The sequence below is a fragment of the Thiocapsa marina 5811 genome, from assembly GCF_000223985.1.
In the GTDB taxonomy this organism is placed as follows: domain Bacteria; phylum Pseudomonadota; class Gammaproteobacteria; order Chromatiales; family Chromatiaceae; genus Thiocapsa; species Thiocapsa marina.
In genome coordinates this window covers 140,453-158,884 of record NZ_AFWV01000008.1, presented here as the reverse complement: position 1 = coordinate 158,884, position 18,432 = coordinate 140,453, and the positions used below count along the sequence as shown (strand labels likewise).

At 62.8% G+C, this 18,432-nt stretch carries 17 protein-coding genes; 13 read left to right on the top strand and 4 right to left on the bottom strand.

All coding sequences use genetic code 11. From position 1 onward, the window contains the following. Positions 1-18 precede the first annotated feature (18 nt). Both THIMADRAFT_RS12985 and glgB read right to left on the bottom strand, forming a co-directional pair. Positions 19-477 carry a YaiI/YqxD family protein gene (locus tag THIMADRAFT_RS12985; protein WP_007193508.1) on the bottom strand — a complete coding sequence of 153 codons (459 nt, stop codon included), beginning with the start codon at positions 475-477 and terminating at the stop codon, positions 19-21. A 14-nt stretch (positions 478-491) separates the two neighbouring features. Further along, positions 492-2,765 carry a 1,4-alpha-glucan branching protein GlgB gene (glgB, locus tag THIMADRAFT_RS12980; protein ID WP_007193507.1) on the bottom strand — a complete coding sequence of 758 codons (2,274 nt, stop codon included), beginning with the start codon at positions 2,763-2,765 and terminating at the stop codon, positions 492-494. A gap of 271 nt (positions 2,766-3,036) precedes the next feature. Between glgB and glgC the strand changes: the two genes are divergently transcribed. From glgC to THIMADRAFT_RS12920, 12 genes are all read left to right on the top strand, one after another. Beyond that, on the top strand, positions 3,037-4,308 hold the full coding sequence (glgC, locus tag THIMADRAFT_RS12975) for a glucose-1-phosphate adenylyltransferase (protein ID WP_007193506.1): 1,272 nt from the start codon (positions 3,037-3,039) through the stop codon (positions 4,306-4,308). A 13-nt stretch (positions 4,309-4,321) separates the two neighbouring features. After that, positions 4,322-4,522: a sulfur carrier protein ThiS gene (thiS, locus tag THIMADRAFT_RS12970; protein WP_007193505.1), complete on the top strand. Its 201-nt coding sequence runs from the start codon at positions 4,322-4,324 to the stop codon at positions 4,520-4,522. A 60-nt stretch (positions 4,523-4,582) separates the two neighbouring features. Continuing rightward, a complete protein-coding gene (locus THIMADRAFT_RS12965; RefSeq protein ID WP_007193504.1) occupies positions 4,583-5,386 on the top strand; it encodes a thiazole synthase in 804 nt (267 codons plus the stop codon). Positions 5,387-5,553: 167 nt separating this feature from the next. Then, positions 5,554-6,255, top strand: coding sequence for a tRNA (guanosine(46)-N7)-methyltransferase TrmB (gene trmB, locus THIMADRAFT_RS12960; RefSeq protein ID WP_007193503.1), 702 nt, complete (start codon positions 5,554-5,556; stop codon positions 6,253-6,255). A 14-nt stretch (positions 6,256-6,269) separates the two neighbouring features. After that, positions 6,270-7,013, top strand: coding sequence for an ABC transporter ATP-binding protein (locus tag THIMADRAFT_RS24790; RefSeq protein ID WP_007193502.1), 744 nt, complete (start codon positions 6,270-6,272; stop codon positions 7,011-7,013). Beyond that, positions 7,010-7,819, top strand: coding sequence for an ABC transporter permease (locus THIMADRAFT_RS12950; protein WP_007193501.1), 810 nt, complete (start codon positions 7,010-7,012; stop codon positions 7,817-7,819). Before THIMADRAFT_RS24790 ends, THIMADRAFT_RS12950 begins: the two co-directional genes overlap by 4 nt. 184 nt (positions 7,820-8,003) lie before the next feature. Next, positions 8,004-8,753: a class I SAM-dependent methyltransferase gene (locus THIMADRAFT_RS12945; protein WP_007193500.1), complete on the top strand. Its 750-nt coding sequence runs from the start codon at positions 8,004-8,006 to the stop codon at positions 8,751-8,753. A 284-nt stretch (positions 8,754-9,037) separates the two neighbouring features. After that, positions 9,038-9,598: a hypothetical protein gene (locus THIMADRAFT_RS12940; RefSeq protein WP_007193499.1), complete on the top strand. Its 561-nt coding sequence runs from the start codon at positions 9,038-9,040 to the stop codon at positions 9,596-9,598. Between the two features lie 112 nt (positions 9,599-9,710). After that, positions 9,711-10,583, top strand: coding sequence for a hypothetical protein (locus THIMADRAFT_RS12935; RefSeq protein WP_007193498.1), 873 nt, complete (start codon positions 9,711-9,713; stop codon positions 10,581-10,583). Between the two features lie 84 nt (positions 10,584-10,667). Continuing rightward, on the top strand, positions 10,668-12,194 hold the full coding sequence (gene lnt / locus THIMADRAFT_RS12930) for an apolipoprotein N-acyltransferase (protein WP_007193497.1): 1,527 nt from the start codon (positions 10,668-10,670) through the stop codon (positions 12,192-12,194). A gap of 361 nt (positions 12,195-12,555) precedes the next feature. After that, on the top strand, positions 12,556-13,233 hold the full coding sequence (locus THIMADRAFT_RS12925) for a class I SAM-dependent methyltransferase (protein ID WP_007193496.1): 678 nt from the start codon (positions 12,556-12,558) through the stop codon (positions 13,231-13,233). A gap of 122 nt (positions 13,234-13,355) precedes the next feature. Then, positions 13,356-13,973: an EF-hand domain-containing protein gene (locus tag THIMADRAFT_RS12920; protein WP_007193495.1), complete on the top strand. Its 618-nt coding sequence runs from the start codon at positions 13,356-13,358 to the stop codon at positions 13,971-13,973. An 83-nt stretch (positions 13,974-14,056) separates the two neighbouring features. Here the strand turns inward: THIMADRAFT_RS12920 and THIMADRAFT_RS12915 are convergent, their stop codons facing one another. Next, entirely contained in the window at positions 14,057-14,497 is a 441-nt protein-coding gene (locus tag THIMADRAFT_RS12915) for a Fic family protein (protein ID WP_007193494.1), read from the bottom strand. A 939-nt stretch (positions 14,498-15,436) separates the two neighbouring features. Next, complete coding sequence (locus THIMADRAFT_RS12910) at positions 15,437-16,504, bottom strand: lecithin--cholesterol acyltransferase (RefSeq protein ID WP_007193493.1); 1,068 nt, start codon at positions 16,502-16,504, stop codon at positions 15,437-15,439. A 45-nt stretch (positions 16,505-16,549) separates the two neighbouring features. Here THIMADRAFT_RS12910 and speA point away from each other — a divergent pair, with 45 nt between their 5' ends. Next, entirely contained in the window at positions 16,550-18,430 is a 1,881-nt protein-coding gene (gene speA, locus THIMADRAFT_RS12905) for a biosynthetic arginine decarboxylase (RefSeq protein WP_007193492.1), read from the top strand. The last annotated feature ends 2 nt before the right edge of the window (positions 18,431-18,432 follow it).

Below are 18,432 nucleotides of genomic sequence, written 5' to 3'. Positions count from 1 at the left end.
CACCGGCAACCACGCCGATTACGCCGAACGCGGTTTGGATTTGGCGAGTATACCGTCCAACGCGTTCGCGAAGGTCTGTCGATCGCGCGGCCCGAAGGCGGGGGGACCACCGGTATTGATACCGCTGCCGCGTAGAGTGTCCATGAGGTCACGCATCGTCAGGCGCTCGCGAATCGTGTCCTTGGTGTAGAGCTCGCCGCGCGGGTTCAGGGCCTGGCCGCCGCGTTCGATGACATCGGCCGCGAGCGGAATATCCGCGGTGATGACCAAGTCGCCGGCGGCGAGGCGCTTCAGGATCTCGTTGTCGGCGACATCGAAACCCGCGGAGACCCGCACCGAGCGCACCAAGGGCGAGGGCGGCGTGCTTACCGGCCCGTTCGCCACCAGCGTCACCTGAACTCCGAGCCGTTGCGATGCGCGAAAGAGGATCTCCTTCACGGCATTCGGACAGGCGTCGGCGTCGACCCAGATCTCCACGCGTCTCGGACCCGCTAGCTCGCCTCGGCCGAGGTGCTCGTCAGCGCGACATCGGGAAGCCTAGCCTCGGCCTCGCTTTCGAGCGCGTCGTCGGACGCCGGCTCGTGCACCAGAATCAGTCCGGCAAGCGGAGGCAGGGCGATCGGGATGGAATACGGCCGTCCCATCCAGCTCACCGGTTCGGCCTCGACACCGCCTTGGTTGCCGACATTGCTGCCGCCGTAGAGCTCGGCGTCCGAATTCAGTGCCTCGCGATAGAAGCCGGGCTCGGGTACGCCGATGCGATAGTCGGTGCGCGGTACGGGGGTAAAGTTGAACGCGGCGGCCACGATTTGCTTGCCGGAGCGGTCCTTGCGCAGATAACTGAGCACGGATTGGGAGCTGTCGTGACAGTCGATCCACTCGAATCCGGCACTGTCGAAGTCGACCTCATGCAGCGCGGGCTGCTCCCGATAGAGGCGGTTGAGGTCCGAAACGATCTGCTTGATCCCTTCGTGCTGCGGACGCTCCAGCAGATCCCAGTCCATGGCCGCGTCGAAGTCCCATTCGGCGCCGTGTGCGAACTCGCAGCCCTGGAAAAGCAACTTCTTGCCGGGGTAGCTGAACATAAAGGTGTAGAGCAGGCGCAGGCTCGCGAATTTTTGCCAGGCATCACCGGGCATCTTGTCCAGCATGGACTTCTTTCCGTGCACCACCTCGTCGTGCGAGAAGGGGAGCACGAAATTCTCGGTGAAGGCGTAGAGAAGGCCGAACGTCAGTAGATCGTGATGATAATGACGATAGATTGGATCCTTCTGCATATAGGACAGGGTGTCGTGCATCCAGCCCATGTTCCATTTCATGCTGAAACCGAGACCGCCGAGATAGGTCGGACGCGAGACCGCCGGCCACGCGGTCGACTCCTCGGCGATCATCAAGGTGCCGGGGTGCTGCTCATGGGTCACGGTATTGAGTTGGCGGATGAAATCCACCGCTTCGAGATTCTCGTTGCCGCCGTATTTGTTCGGGATCCATTCACCGGCATTGCGCGAATAGTCCAGATACAGCATGGACGCGACGGCGTCCACGCGCAACCCGTCGAGATGGAATTCGTCGAGCCAATAGAGCGCGCTCGACAACAGGAAGTTCTTCACCTCGTTGCGGCCGAAATTGAAGATCAGGGTTCCCCAATCCTTGTGTTCGCCCATGCGGGGATCGGCATGCTCGTAAAGGGCCGTGCCGTCGAATCGCGCCAGCGCGTAGGCGTCCTTGGGAAAATGAGCGGGCACCCAGTCCAGCAGAACGCCGATCCCGCGACGATGCAGATAATCGACAAAGAAGCGGAAATCGTCCGGCGAGCCGAAGCGGGCGCTCGGCGCAAAATATCCGGTGCATTGGTAGCCCCAGGAAGCGTCCAAGGGATGCTCGGTAATGGGCAGAAGCTCGATATGAGTAAAGCCGAGCTCGGTCACGTAGTCCGCGAGCTGCTTTGCAAGAACCCGATAATTGAGAAAGTCGCCGTCCTCGCCGCGTTGCCAGGACCCGAGATGGACCTCGTAAACGGAAAAGGGCCGATGCTGCCAATCCGAGTCGGCCCGTGCCGCGAGCCAAGCCTGATCGGCCCAGCGGAAACGACTTTCCGGACAGATGAACCCGGCCGTCTGCGGGCGCTCCTGAAAGGCCTGCGCGTAAGGATCGATCTTGACGTGGATGTTGGTCGCGCGATCTCGGATCTCGTACTTATAGAAGCCGCCTTGCCCGATCCCCGGGATGAACAACTCCCAAACACCTGTGCCGCCGCGCACACGCATCGGGTGCGCGCGTCCATCCCAGCGGTTGAAGTCTCCGACCACGCTCACGCGCTCGGCGCTCGGCGCCCAGACCGCGAACTGCACGCCCGACACGCCGTCGGCATCGGTCAGGTGCGAGCCCAGAAACCGATAGGCGTGCCAGTGTCTGCCCTCCCCGAAAAGGTGGAGATCGAAATCCGGGAGCTGTGGAGGAAAACAGTAGGGATCGTGATGAACGTGGCGCTGACCGGCGGCATCGCTCCAGTCGATGCGATACCGTTCGGGAACCTTGGACGCCGGACCCTCCCAAACAAAAAAATCCGTTCCCTCGATCCGCGCGAAGGGCTCGGACGCTTCGACCAGGGTGGCCGACTCGGCGCCCGGCAGGAACACGCGGACAACGGCCCGGTCGCCTTCGAGGTGCCGGCCGAGGACCTCGAACGGGTCGTGGTGACGCGCCTCGATAATGCGCTGCAAGGGTTCCGGAACCTTGGGGGCTTGCTGTGTCGCGGTTGCCATTCTGAAGTATTTCCTTCGCTGTCGGCTCTCGATGTCGCCGCTGATCGGCGCTGTCACGGAAACCGTTCGATATCGCGGCGCCACACCCAGAATCTGCGGGTCGGCAGCAGACGGGCGGACAGGTTCGGGGGTCTCGTCGGGACCAACGGCCCGCTGCGCGGCGCGGGGATTACCCGACCGCAGGGCAGTGCGCCGACGCTTCGGACCGTCTTGATGTTAACATAAGGGGGACTACTCTAATGCCCTCGTCTAGACGACAACAGGAGGACTTATGCCCCAAACGAATCCCCGGTTCGTCAGCCGCCTGACCCGCAATACCCTGGCGCTGATCCTGGCCGGAGGACGGGGCTCGCGCCTGATGCACCTGACAGCGTGGAGATCCAAGCCGGCCGTTCCTTTCGGAGGAAAGTTCCGAATCGTGGATTTTCCGCTCTCCAACTGCATCAACTCGGGAATTCGACGCATCGGCGTCTTGACACAATACAAGGCGCATTCACTCATTCTGCATATACAGAAGGGGTGGGGGTTCTTGCGCGGTGAATTCGGCGAATTCGTGGAATTATGGCCGGCTCAGCAGCGTGTTGCCGAGACCGCCTGGTACGCGGGGACAGCCGACGCTGTATTCCAAAACCTCGATATCATTCGCGATCACAATCCGGACTACATCCTCGTGCTTGCCGGCGATCACATCTACAAGATGGATTACGGCGCGATGATCGCCTACCACGTCGAATCCGGCGCGGATATGACGGTCGGCTGCCTCGAGATGGACACCGAGCGCGCCAGCGAGTTCGGCGTCATGTCGGTCGACGGCGAGGGCCGCGTGCTGAAGTTCGCCGAGAAACCGAAAGAACCCGAATCCATCCCCGGAGCGCCGGGTAAGAGCCTCGTCTCGATGGGCATCTATGTGTTCAACCGCGGTTTTCTCTTCGAGCAGCTGATCAAGGACGCCGACACCCCGCGCTCTTCGCATGACTTCGGCAAGGACATCATCCCCGCGGTCATCAAACACTACCGCGTCATGGCACATACCTTTCGCGATCCGCGCAGCGGCGAGCAGGCCTACTGGCGGGACGTCGGAACGCTCGACGCCTTCTGGGAGGCAAATCTCGAGCTGATCGGCGTCACGCCCCCGCTGAGCCTCTACGACAAGAGCTGGCCGATCTGGACGTATCAAGAGCAATTGCCGCCGGCGAAGTTCGTGTTCGACGACGAGGATCGACGCGGTATGGCAGTCGACTCGATGGTTTCCGGCGGCTGCATCATCTCCGGCTCCACGGTGCGTCATTCGTTGTTGTTCTCGAACGTGCGCGTGAACTCCTATGCGTACGTGAAGGATTCGGTCATCCTGCCGGATGTCGTGATCGGCCGAAACTGCACGATCCGCAATGCGGTAATCGATCGCTACTGCCAGATCGACGAGGGAACCGTGATCGGGCTCGATCAGGAAGCGGACCGTAAGGCCGGGTTCTACGTCAGCGAGGGCGGCGTCACCCTCGTCACGCCCGAGATGCTCGGCCAAGACGCCAATCACGTTCGTTGAGGGGCGGGTCCGAATGCAGATCATCGTAAACGGCGCGGCCACCGAGGTGGACGACGCAATCACCATGGCCGAGCTGATCGAGCAGCTTCAGCTCGGCAACCGCCGCTTGGCCGTCGAGGTCAACGCCGAGCTGGTTCCACGAAGCCGTTTTCCGGAGCGCAGACTCGCACCGCACGATCAGGTCGAGATCATCCACGCCGTCGGCGGCGGATGATTCGCCTTAGGATCATCGCTCCGCAACCCTTATCCTGAATCTTTCTTGGCCAAGACATCCATGCCCACAGAGACCACCGCACCCGATCGCTTGACCCTCGCCGGACGTGAGTACAGCTCCCGCCTCCTCGTCGGCACCGGAAAATACAAAGACATGGCCGAGACCGCTCGGGCCATCGAGGCGAGCGGCGCCGAGATCGTCACGGTCGCGGTGCGGCGTACCAACCTCGGCCAGACCCCCGGCGAACCGAACATCCTCGATATCCTGCCGCCCGAGCGCTACACCATCCTGCCCAATACGGCAGGCTGCTACGATGTCGAGACCGCCGTGCGGACTTGCCGACTGGCGCGCGAGCTGTTGGACGGGCACAACTTGGTCAAGCTCGAGGTCCTCGGCGACGAGAAGACGCTCTTCCCGGACGTGATCGCCACGCTCAAGGCGGCCGAGGAGCTGGTCAAGGACGGCTTCCAGGTCATGGTCTACACCAACGACGACCCGATCGTCGCCCGACAGCTCGAAGAGATCGGGTGCATCGCCGTGATGCCTCTCGCGGCGCCGATCGGCTCCGGGCTCGGTATCCGCAACCCCCTCAATATCCGCACCATCGTCGAGAACGCGCACGTCCCGATCCTGGTCGACGCGGGCGTCGGCACCGCGTCCGATGCCGCCGTAGCGATGGAGCTCGGCTGCGACGGCGTGCTGATGAATACGGCGATCGCCGCGGCGCGCGACCCGATCCTGATGGCCAGCGCCATGCGCAAGGGGATCGAGGCAGGGCGCGAAGCGTACCTTGCCGGTCGCATGGCACCGAAGCGGTTCGCCTCGGCGTCTTCGCCCATGGAAGGCCTGTTCTTCCAGCCCTGAACCGCGTCTCGAGCGGAACGGGATGGTCGTTGCGGGGCGAGCGTCGAAGGCTGCGAGCGAGGTTCGTGCCGGACGCGGTTCAGAATGATTGAATCCAATGATTAGAGCGCTTCGACTGCGAAAGCGGTCGTCGCGTGGACGGCCGAGAGGCCAGTTGTAAGGACCTCATGACGGCCGAGACAACGCCCAAATTCCTGCGTCCCATTCGTAGCTTCGTCCTGCGCGAAGGTCGTTTGACCTCGGCGCAGGAGCGCGCCTTTCAAGACCTCTGGCCGCTCTACGGGGTGGAGTGGACGCCGGACACGGCGATCGACCTCGCGGGACTCTTCGGCGACGCACACCCCGTCGTCCTCGAGATCGGGTTCGGCAACGGCGATTCACTTGCCGAGATGGCCGAGCAGGATCCGCAGAGCAATTGGCTGGGGATCGAGGTCCATCGTCCCGGCGTGGGGCATTTGCTGCTCGAGATCGAGCGACGCGGGTTGACCAATCTAAGGCTGATTCGGCACGACGCGGTCGAGGTGCTCACCCGCGGCATCGCCCCCGGCAGTTTGGACCGTGTTCAGCTCTTCTTTCCCGACCCCTGGCCGAAACGCCGCCATCACAAGCGTCGGATCCTGACACCGGAGCTGATCGGGCTGCTCGCGCGCGCGCTCCGCTCGGGCGGCGTCTTTCACGCAGCAACCGATTGGGAACCCTACGCCGAGCAGATGCTCGAGATCCTTGAGGCGTCTTCCACGACCTTCGAGAATCTCGCCGGACCCGGGAGTTTTTCGCCCCGCCCGGCGTCACGTCCCCTAACCCGCTTCGAGCAACGCGGCGAACGCCTCGGCCATCGGGTCCGCGACCTGATGTTTCGTCGGCGTTGATGGCGGGAGCGCCGATGTCCGGACTCAGACTCGAGGGGATCCGGTCGCGGGCGCTCGGACCGCTCGACCTCACGCTCGCTGCGGGTGAGCTGGTCTTCGTGTCGGGCCCGTCCGGCTCGGGCAAGAGTCTCCTGCTGCGCGCCGTCGCCGACCTGGATCCGCACGAGGGCGAGGTCTGGCTCGGCGAAGAACCACGCTCGCGCATCGCCCCTGCGACTTGGCGTCGGCGGGTCGGTCTTCTGCCTGCGGAAGCCTTCTGGTGGGCGGAAAGCGTCGGCGAGCATCTGCCGAGCATCTTAAGCACGCACGCGGACCGCGCCGCGCCGGAGCCGGTGTCCCGGCCCTCCTCACTGCTTCGTCCGGCTTTACCGCGTCTGCCGAAACCCTTGCGCCGCCCGCCCGGCCGCGTCTCGAACCACCCCGCCCTGCCGGATCCGTCGACCATGACCGACTGGCTCGATCGTCTCGGCTTCGCACCCGATGTTCTCGGCTGGTCGGTCACGCGCCTCTCGACCGGCGAGCGTCAGCGGTTGGCCCTGGTGCGCCTGCTCGCACAGACACCCGAAGCGCTGCTGCTCGACGAGGCCACCGCGAACCTGGATCCGAGCAACAGCGCACGCGTTGAGTCCGTCGTCGAGACCTATCGCAAGGCGCAGGGCGCAGCCGTTCTCTGGGTCAGCCACGATCCGGAGCAACGCCGCCGGATCGGCGGGCGCTCGCTGATCATCCGCAACGAGCGTTTGGAGCCCGAAGCGTGACCCTCATCCATCTCAGCCCTTTCGATCTGGGACTGGCCTCCATCCTGGTCCTTTTGCTCGCCGGCATGTCTTGGCGACTGCGCCTCGGGATCGAGCGGCGCGTCCTGGTCTCCGCCGCACGCAGCACGGTCCAGCTCATGCTTGTCGGGCTGGTGCTGAAGGTGCTCTTCGCCCAGACCAGTCTGCCGTTGATCGGACTGATGGCCCTGGTGATGCTCTCGGTCGCCGGATACGAAGTGATGCAGCGACAGAAGCGACGGTACCGGGGCGTCTGGGGTTACGGGATCGGCGCGCTCTCGATGTTCCTGTCCGCCTTCACCGTCACCCTACTCGCCCTGACGGTCATCATCGGGGTCGAGCCCTGGTATCAGCCGCAGTATCTGATCCCGCTGCTCGGCATGATGCTCGGCAACACCATGAGCGGGATCGCCATCGCGCTCGACAGCCTGACCCGCCAGGCCTGGGATGCACGCGGACGCATCGAGGCACGCCTGCTCGCCGGCGGCACTTGGGACGACGCGATCGAAGAGGTGCGTCGCGACGCCCTGCGCTCCGGCCTCATCCCCATCATCAACGCCATGGCCACCGCCGGCCTGGTCAGCCTCCCCGGCATGATGACCGGCCAGATCCTCGCCGGCAGTCCGCCGATGGAAGCCGCCAAGTACCAGCTTCTCATCATGTTCCTCATCGCCGCCGGTACCGGGCTCGGCTCGATGGCCGCCGTCTGGATCGGTTCGCGCCGTTTGTTTGACGAGCGCCAGCGCCTGCGCCTCGACCGGCTCGCCGCGGCGAATCAGTCACGTTGAAACACAAGGCACCAAAGACTATTGTCCGAGGGCGACGTTTTGTCGGTGCACGAATAACGCCGCTGTGCAAATGGTCATTTTGCGCGATACCGGATGCCATTGACGCCGAACCAAGAGCTCGATGAGGCGTTTTATTTAGGGTTCACCGATTCCCTTCACGGACTGCTACCGAACCGGAGTACTTATGCCAACAACTGAAGAAAACCTCAAGCACTGGTCCCACTACGATTGGGACAAGGGGGGGGATGAGTGGTCAGAGCTCTGGGGAGGCAGCGACAATCTATGGTTCGGCGCCGTTCTTCCACGCATTCAAACCTTATTGCCCGTCGGCAATCTGATCGAGATCGCCCCCGGCTACGGGCGTATGACTCAGTACTTGAAGGATCAATGCAGAGCGATGACGCTGGTCGACTTGACCGAGCGCTGCATCGAAGCTTGCCAACGACGCTTCTCTGCAGAGCAGCACATTAGCTACGTCGTCAATGATGGCCGATTACTAACCGGAGTTCCGTCAGATTCCGTCGATTTCGTTTTCTCCTTCGACTCTCTGGTTCACGTTGAGCTTGACGTGATGGCGTCTTATGTTAAAGAGCTGTCACGAGTACTCCGATCCGAAGGCGTTGCCTTTCTTCACCATTCGAACATGGCCGCATTTAAACGATCGGATGGCCAAGGCTTCTCGATCGAGAACAAACATTGGCGAGGAAGTACGGTCTCTGCAGACATCGTCGATGACCTTTGTGCGGACAACGGTCTGTCCTGCTACCGGCAGGAGCTCGTAAATTGGGGTTGCAGGGACATGATCGACTGCTTCACGTATATTTCCCGCCGCGGCTCGTCTCGCGATCGCGCTCGGGAGCTGATCGAGAATCCTCGATTCATGGACGAGAGAATCAGCCTTCAGCGCGATGGTTGGCGCCGCGAATCGAGTTGACGACCCCAGCCGGTTCGACGGGCCGCATGCCCCCGTCTCCGTAAGCTTTTCCGATGCATCTCGGAAACGCGTCCGACAGCACTCTGCGCTCCTCCTCGTCGACACCTCGATGACGCGTCGCGACTCTGCGCGGACGCTTCAGGAGCCAGATTCCCCTCGATCTTGCCCCGAAAGATCCGTTGTTTTGCGTCCCTTGGTGTTGACAGGCCCGGACTATCGACTAGATTCAAATTACGAGGAAACAGCGGAAGAGCAAACGGCATCGTACTTCAACGGAGGCTGAAATGAAGACTTATCCGATTGTCTTTGCAGTATCGTGGCTTGCATTGGCTGCTGGATTCACCGCGTTCTCGCCGCTCTCTCGCGACGTGCAAGCCGCACCGGTCGGCGAAACACCGGCGGTGGCCTGCCGGGCTGCGAGCCTCCAGCTCGCGCAAAATCTCCGCTGGGACCACGTCCGCGTGTGGAACCAAGCTACCTTCCCGGTATGGGTTGTCTGTCCCGTCACCAACAATACCGAATTGTGGTACTCGAGCGCCGACGACACGCTCAACTGGTACGGTCCGGGAAGCGCCTCCCTGAGTGTATGGTTCGATTCCACGGCCGCGCCGACCGCGAGCGTGCTGTGCACCTACTTAGATATCGAGCCCGACATCGTAGATACATCCGTGACCAATTTCGTGACCCACACGATCTCGGCTCCAGGAACCCTGCCCGGAGTAACCCAGCAGAGTTTTGACCTCAGTCTTTTCAACGGCTTCGATGCCAGCACGATCACGTGCAGACTCGATCCTTCGACCGGATTGAATACGTATCGCGTCTTCTACCAGAAGCCGCTTCTCTGAGTTCTGCGCGAGATTGACGCGCGTTTGTCGATGCGATTGCCCTCTCGCCCCCCGACGGCGGGCACGGGGAGCCGAGAGGGGGGTCGCTCGAGCAACGTTCCAACGGAATATCATGAAGCTCGTTAGCGATCGTTCAAGATTCGGGCGCCTTATCATCGCCTTTTCAGCAGTGGGACTTTCCCTCGTCGCAGTCATTTTCGTCGCGACGGATTATTTCCGAGCTCATTCGGCCTCGGATGCAGGCATCACCGATTCGGTTGACACCGGTTCCGGCGTAAACGAACAAGCGAGCGGTGCACAATTACATTCGCCGGAGCACCGCCCGAACGCGATGACCCATCAGCCTGAGCAGCCCTCCCCATCATCGAAAGACACCCCGGAAGCCATCGAAAGACTTGAAATTCTGGAAGGCCAAATCGCCGAGTTGATGGACAAATCCGCCCGTGCAGATGCGGAGCGGGCGGCGGCCCGTGCACATCTCGCCGAGCTTCAGGACGCGGCAAACGATCCCTACATCCGGCAACAATTCGCCAAGGCCATCCAATTGCAAAAGGAGCGCCAGTCGAACGCTGTCCAGGACGCGTTCGGGATCGAAGAGGTTGATTCCAGTTGGGCACCTCAAGCAGCGAAGCGTATCGAAGGAAACCTCGCGACGGGCGACACCTTTTATTCCGCTCGGCTGTTGAATCTAGAGTGCCGCACAACGATGTGCCGCGTCGATTTGGCCGTCCCGTCGACCGCCGGCGGCTCTGCGGATGATGTGCAAATCGGCTCGAGCGCGGCTCGGATCGACGTCGAGCTGGAAATCCTGGCCGCACTGTCTAAGGACATGCCTGCGGGTTCGATGCGTCGCGAACCGGACGGCTCAGGCGGGTACACCTACCGGATTTACGTGCACCGAGACGGATACACTCCGCCTAGCGCGCCGAACCCCATGGCTTCTATGTCGATTCCGGAAATGCGGGCCTATCTCGACAGCTTATAAGCACAGCATCGCCAGATTGCTCAAGCCCTCCTTGCGTATCCATCGACGTGCGGGACCTCTCCTCGACTCCTTCGGACCCGCTAAGTGGTAGAGCGCCCTGTTCACCGCAAAAACGTCCGCGCGATTCGCCTTGCGGCTCCCGTGGCTGCTGTGCTCGCAACAACACTCTTATTCCGCTACGCCTTTGAGCTCGACGCCCTTCTCTGGATCGCGTTTGTCCCGCTTATTCTAGCTGCTTCCAATTATACGCCGATCATCGCTTTCCTTTATGGATGGCTGAGCAGTTTGATCTTGAACTTCGGAATTGCAGGCTGGTTGTTTTCAGTACCCGGCTTCAAGATCTCCCATGGGTTTTTGTTAGGCAGCTACGTGGGCATTTTTTTCGCGTTATGGTGCGCCGTTATCGCCCTTGTGCGGACTCGGCGACTCGCCTTACTTCTGGTCGCGCCGTCGGCTTGGGTCATCTTGGATTTTCTAAGGGCCCACGCGGGTCCTTTAGCCCTCTCTTGGGCGACGCCCGCGTATTGGCAGCACGCCAATCCCGCCACCCTCCAAGTCGCGTCTTACACCGGCGAATACGGTATCACGTTCTTGGTGCTGTTCGTAAATACGGCGATTGCAGTAGCCTTGATGGAGCGCCGATTTCGGTTTCTCATCGTTGCACTCGTGTCATTGGGTACCACGTTTTTTCTCGGGACTCTGAGCTTGAACAAGGTGCCGCCGCCAGGCGAATCGATCCGAATCGCGGTAATTCAACCAGCGTTCTCCGTTGCAGAAATGCAGTCCTTGCGGGGTTCCGAAAAGCTGGACACCTTGAAACGCTTGACTCTGAAAGCGGCCGAGGAGAATCCCGATCTCATCGTCTGGCCCGAGGCGGTTGTCCATGATTGGCGAAGAGATCCCGGACTCTTACTCCGCATCGGCGCGATTGCCGAAGAGGCCGGCGCAGCCATCGTGCTGGGCATGTCGGAGAGCGGCAAGTCCTTTCAAGACAGAGACACCGGCGAAGTTTCTTCACCCTCTCGGAACAGTGCGATTTTTTTCGACAAGAACGGTCGAGTTTCCGGTTTTTACAGTAAGAACCGCCTAGTCCCGTTCGCTGAATTCATTCCGTTCGATGGTCTTTTTGACTGGCCGGCGTGGATACCTCCGCCTACCCAAGCAATGCTCGCCGGCAAAGAAAGCGCACGGTTCGCCATCTCCACCACGAGCACCGCGACACCGATTATTTGCTGGGAGAATCTCTTCGGCGATTATGTTCGATGGGCAATAAACCCCGACACCGGCATTGTGCTACAGCTCGTAAACGACAATTGGTCCGGAAAAACCCAAGCCGCCTTCCAACATATCGCAGCTTCCGCGGTGCGGGCCGTAGAGAACCGCATTCCATTTATCGTTGCAACAAATACCGGGCCGTCTCGAATCATCGACGCGAAGGGCGAGATTATCGCGGAACTGCCGGATCTATTCACGCAGGGCTTTATCGTCGCCGATGTCGAGCCAGCGCGAACGCGCTCGTTCTACCATCACTACGGAGATTGGCTAGTCATGCTTTGCGGGTTGCTTTTGGCAAGCATCCTTGTCTTCACGAGCATTCGGCGAGAGGCCTGAGTGGTCCCTCGCATAATCCTGCCGGGAATCTCGAGAAAGAAGAGTCCAGGTTGCTTTATGGCGAAAGCTCCCTTTGCGCGGCCTCTCACACGGCCTCCGACGCTTCCGCTTTGCGTGCGCGTCCGCGCTGCCGAAGCTCTTGAGGTTGCCTGTTGATTGCTTCGATCTCGGCGTAGAAGCGTACGTTCACGATCGGTTAGTTGTAGTTGAGGGTTAGGCAGAGTCCTCTTGGACCAACGAGGTTCGGTAGCGACTGTCCCAGAGGTTCGAGCTAGCCATGCCCCGAGAGCTTCGGAGCGCCGCGGGAACCCCTGCACTCCCGGCCCCTCGAACCCCTGTGAATCCATCAGGTGCTCCCGCCATGCCATACCTCATCGTTCTGCTGCTCCTCACAGGCTCCTCTTGGTCCTTCGCCGAGTCCCCGGCGGTCGATCCCAGGATCAACGCCTACTATGAAGACGCCGACTACGCCCGCTGGCAGAGCATCTTCGAGAGCCCCGGTCGGGAGGTCTACGATCGGCGTATCGAGATCCTCGGTGCGCTCGAGATTCGACCGGGCATGCGGATCGCCGATGTCGGGGCCGGGACGGGGATGTTTACGATGCTCTTTGCCGAGGGCGTCGGACCGAGCGGGAAGGTCTATGCGGTGGACATCTCGGAGAGCTTCCTGGAGGCGATCGGGATCCGCGCGCGGGAGGCAGGGCTCGGCAACGTCGTCACGGTGCTGAACGAGCAGACGAGCACGGATCTGCCGCCTGGGAGCGTGGATTTGGTGTTCATGGCCGACACCTATCACCACTTCGAGTACCCGCGGGCCATGCTCGACTCGATCGGTGCGGCACTGGTGCCCGGCGGAATCCTGGCGATCATCGATTTCAGACGCGAGCCGGGGGTCAGCAATCGCTGGATCCTCGGGCACGTGAGGGCAGGGCGGGAGGAGGTTATTCGGGAGGTCGAGCAGGCCGGTTTCAAGCTGATCGACGAGCCGATCAGGCTGCGCGAGAACTATTTCGTGCGTTTTCGAAAGGTTGACGCCTGATGGCCGTCACCTGTCCGATTTCACACTCTCTGCAACTTCAGATGCTTCAATAAAGGATAGAGGTGAGCGGATCACGCCGAGATCGGCGTGGACCTTCACCCGATCGCACCACGGAGGTATCCATGAAAACGACGATGCGTAGATCCATCCTGGCAGTGACGGTCGCAGCGGCCTTCGCCGCACCCTTGGCCCTCGCCCAGCAACCCCCGCCGCCGCGCGGCCCGATGACCTTCTCGGCGTTCGATCTCGACGGAGACGGGATCGTGACCGAGCAGGAGTTCGACACGGCGCAGTCTCAACGCATGGCCGAGCGTGCGGCGCAGGGCGCGCCGATACGTGGGGCGGCCAACGCGCCGGCGTTCTCGGACTTTGACATGAACGGGGACGGACGGATGACAACGGAGGAGTTCGCAACGGTTCAGCAATCCCGCATGCAGGGGCGACCCGGTCGGGGTATGGGACCGGGCGGCGGTATGGGACCCGGCGCAGGGATGGGGCGAAACATGCCCGCCTTCGCCGAATTCGACTTGAACGGCGACGGCGCGTTGACGGAGCAGGAGTTTTACGAGGCGCGGGCCACTCGCATCGTGGAGCGCTCTCAGCAGGGCTATCCGATGCGAAACCTCGCGAACGCGCCGTCGTTCGAGGTGATCGATCTGAACGGCGACGGGCAAATCACACCCGATGAGTTCTCGGCCGGTCAGGCGCAGCATCGCCAACAGGGTATGCGGACGCCCTGAGTCGGAATCGGATCGCCCTCAATATCGGTCGGGGAAGAGTCCGGGCATCCAGCGGGGTGCGAGGGCGGCGGGGAATGCCAGTTTCAGGGGCGCGCGGGTGCTTTCGGAAGCGAGGACCCCGAGGTCGAGCAGAGCCGCGGCTCGCATAACCCGGCGACCGTGAAGGCACGATCATCGAGCTCGCCCGCGTCGATCCATCCCTGCACGGCGATATGGACCTGCGCTTCGAGCTGAAGGAGGCGTTTCTCCGGATCGCCGCTGTAGTCACCCTCGAGCGCGCGCTCGATGTCGACCGGATGGGTGTCGTGCCCCTCGATCAGGTTGCTGTAGTAGCCGTTCATCGACCGCACCAGATCGGCCAAGGCGCTGGCGATGCCGGACGGTAGGCTCCGTCGCAGGCCGGCCGACTTCGCTGCCAGCTCGATCGCCAGGTCGGTCAAAGCGGCGCGTTGCCTCGCACCTTCGCCGATGAGAAGGGGCTCCATCAGCGCAACGGATTCCCCGCGGTCTGAGGCCGGCTCCATGTCAGCCCCGATGTCCTCTGAAGATGTCCGCTTTCTGTTCCGGTGGCTCGACTGTCAATTCCGCATCGTATCATTGGGTTGAGGCAGCTCATACCGGCGGCTGGAGGTCGGAGGTGTCCGTTTTAGCGTCCGCATCGTGGAGGACAAACGGCGTCCTGATTGGTGAGGAGATTCAGCTCAGCGCCGAATCCACGATTGAGCAGAGGGCCTCAAGTATCAAGCAATCAAAGCCCTCGAGGACGAGCCTGGCGAGCCTCGTTGCGGCAGTTCGTGTCGAGCGCCAACGGCGCGACCGATGTGAGCCCGGGGCAGTGCCCCGGGTTTCAATCAACCAAGACCCGTCAGCCCTGAAAGGGCGGTTTAAAGATGCTGCCGGGGCTGAGCATTTTGCTGAGCGTTTTGCACCGTTCGGCCCTTTCCCGAAACGCGCGCCTAAGATCGACACGTCAAAGCGTTGGGCCGCCCCTTCAGGGCTTAGGATGGGGGTCGTGGTCCCGGGGCGTTGCCCCGGGCTCGCGTGGTGAGCCCCGTTGGGGCAGCCGGAGACCAGTGGGTTCGATTCATGGCCACGGCAGGCTCCGTCCGGTGGTGGATCAGGGAGCAGTCTGCGCCGATCGGTGGCTTATTCCGTGAGCTTGGCGGACGATTCTTTCTGATCAGGAACGGCGTTGCAGCGGGAGCGGCCCGGGTAGGTCGGTTGAGCGCAGCGCAGCGCAATCCGACATCCCTGCTCGGGCCGAGCCGGCACTTGGCGCGGAGCGCCAGGCAAGGTGCGTGACACCGCGGAGCGGGTGTCACGAGTCCTCGAAGGTAAGGTATAGAAGGCCGATCGAATCACGTTCCGCCACCTTCTCGCCAGGTCGTGTTTCTCGCACCGATGATCGGTCGAGCGAAGAGTCGACTGAAATCGGCGTGCCCGGAGCTCATCCTCCAGGCTACTCATCGCCCGGACCACTCCTCGAGGATGGCGACGATGTGCGGGATGGCCTCCGGCTCCGGGTCGCTCGGGAAGAGGCGTGCGATCATCCCGCGATGCGAGGCGTGCACGAGGATCGGCGGGGGTGCGCCCGGGAACCGCAGAGAGGCGAGGGGGACGACACCGTCACCCAGGCCCTCGCCGAGGCTTGACCACCAGCCTTCGAGCGTCGCTGCGACATCGGGGCCGAAATCGCTCGATCCCAACTCGGCGGGGATGGCTTCGAGACTGGCGACCATCGACTCGGGTGGCTCGGTCAGCAGACCGCCGATCAGCCGGATAGGAACGGACTCAGGCCAAGGCCGCGCGTTCAGATCCTCCAAAAAGGCGCTGCCGGGTCGCAGGTCGATCTTGGCCTCGCCGGTGCCGTCGCGCAGCCCGGCGAAGAGCGAAAAGCGCCGCTCCGGACCGGCGGCCAGATGGTCGCGCAGCTCCAGCCAGATCCGCAGACGCGCCCACTCCGAGCCCTGGTTGGGTGTGCCGACCAGGATGACGCCGTGCACGGCGGCGCCCTCGACCCGTGCGGAGATGCCCGCCGGATTCCGCCAACGGGTGACGAAGTCGCGAATGATCAGCCCGCCCATACTGTGCCCGATCAAGACGACCGGACGGTCGGAGGGAAGCTCGGGCCAATGCGCGGCGAGGAGATCGGTGCTGCGGTCCACCCCTTGGTCGTTGGGATAGCGGAACTCCCAGACCTCGAACCCGGCCGAGCCGAGCACGGGGATGAGGTCGTCCCAGATGTCGCCGGGCTCGTCGAGACCGTGGACGAGCAAGATCCTGGGCAAGACGGGCTCCGACCCGTCCGGGACGACCTGGATGCGCGGGATGAGACCATGCCAGCCGTCCACCGGCGCCATCGCCTGCGGAAACCAGGCATCGAGCCGGTCGTGGACAAGCACCCGCAGGCGCCGTTCCTCGCGCGGATGCCCCTCGGCCCACCAGGTCCAAACCGCGACCGCAAACAGGAGAGCAATCGGGATCAGAAGCAGGGCCGAACGAGGGCGGAACCGCACGGATTTCACGTTCATGCCTTACCATCCTCCCATCGACATCACTGCAAGAGACCCGTCGCAATGGACCAAGGTGTGAAGCGCTGTAACCAGATCTATGCCATCGACCGTTGGGGCGAGGGCTATTTCGGGATCAACCCCGCGGGTCATCTCTATGCGAGACCGGATCCGAACGGCGCGACCGAGGTAGATCTAGCCCTTTTGGCCGAGCAGCTCGACGCGGAGGGCCTGTCGCTGCCGGTGCTGGTGCGCTTCAACGATATCCTGCGCCATCGCGTCGAGTCGCTTCACCAAGCCTTCGCGGATGCGAGCGCGGCGAGCGGCTACAGCGGTCGCTACCAGCCGGTCTATCCGATCAAGGTCAACCAGCAGGCCGGTGTGGTACGCGAGATCTTGCGCTCCGGTCATGCGGGCCTGGAGGCCGGCAGCAAGCCCGAGCTGATGGCCGTTCTGGCACTCTCGCCGCCGGACGGTTTGGTGGTCTGCAACGGTTACAAGGACCGTGAGTATATCCGGCTCGCCCTGATCGGGAGACGGCTCGGCCTGCGGGTGCAGATCGTCATCGAGAAGCCGTCCGAGGTAGGGCTGATTCTGGAGGAGGCCGAGCGGCTCGGTGTGGAGCCCCTGCTCGGCGTGCGCGCGCGGCTTGCCGCGGCGGCAGCGGGGAACTGGCAGAGCAGCGGCGGGGAGAAGGCGAAGTTCGGACTCTCGGCCAATCAGGTCCTGGACCTGGTCCGCACCTTGGAGTCCGCCGGGCGGTTGAATTGGCTCAATCTACTGCATGCGCACCTGGGCTCTCAGATCCCGAATCTTCAGGACATCCGCTCCGGTGTCGCCGAGCTGGTGCGCTTCTATGCCGAGCTGCGCCGCCTGGGTGCGCCGATCGCCATCCTGGATGTCGGCGGCGGGCTGGGTGTCGACTACGAGGGGACCCGCACGCGTAACTACTGCTCGGTCAATTACAGCTTTGCGGGTTACGCGAGCGCGATCGTCGAGAGCGTCGCCGCCGAGTGTCGGCAACGGGGCCTGCCCGAGCCGGATCTGTTGAGCGAATCCGGCCGTGCGCTCACCGCCCATCATGCCGTCCTGATCACCAACGTGATCGATCGCGAGGAGGCCGGCGGCCAAGACGTCCTGCCCAAGTCCGACGAGGGGGATCCGCTTCTCGATGCGCTGGCCGGACAGCTCCGCGCCGCGGACCAGGCGCCGCCGCAGGAGGTCTATTCGGAGGCGCGCGAGCTGATGGCGGCCGCACGCGAGCGGTTTGCGGCCGATCGACTCGACCTGACCGGGCGGGCGCGCGCGGAGGAGCTCTTCTTCGCCATCTGTCGGCGCCTGGCCGGACGGCTGGATCCGGCGATCCGACGCCACCGTGAGCTGGCGGACGAGGTCAACGCATTGCTGGCCGACAAGCTCTTCTGCAACTTCTCCTTGTTCCAATCGATGCCGGACGTCTGGGCGCTCGATCAGATCTTCCCGATCGTGCCCATCCAGCGTCTCGACGAGCTGCCGGACGCCCGGGCGATGGTGCATGATCTGACCTGCGACTCCGACGGCTGCATCGACCACTATGTCGACGAGGGCGGAGTGGAGGCGAGTCTCCCGGTGCATGCCGGCGCCGGGTCGGAGGCGCCCTATCTCATCGGCTTTTTCATGGTCGGCGCCTATCAGGAGATCCTCGGCGACATCCACAACCTCTTCGGCGACACGGATGCCGTGAATGTCGAGCTGGATGCGAGCGCGGCGAACGGCTACCGTTTGCTCGATGCCGAACGTGGCGACTCCACCGACGAGTTGCTGAGCTACGTGCACTTCGAGCCGCGCACCCTGCTCGCGCACTATCGCCGCAAGCTGGACGCCGCCGGTCTGGACCGGGCGACGCGCGAGCAATTCTTCGTCGAGCTCAAGGCCGGGCTCTACGGCTACACCTATCTGGGCAGCTGAGC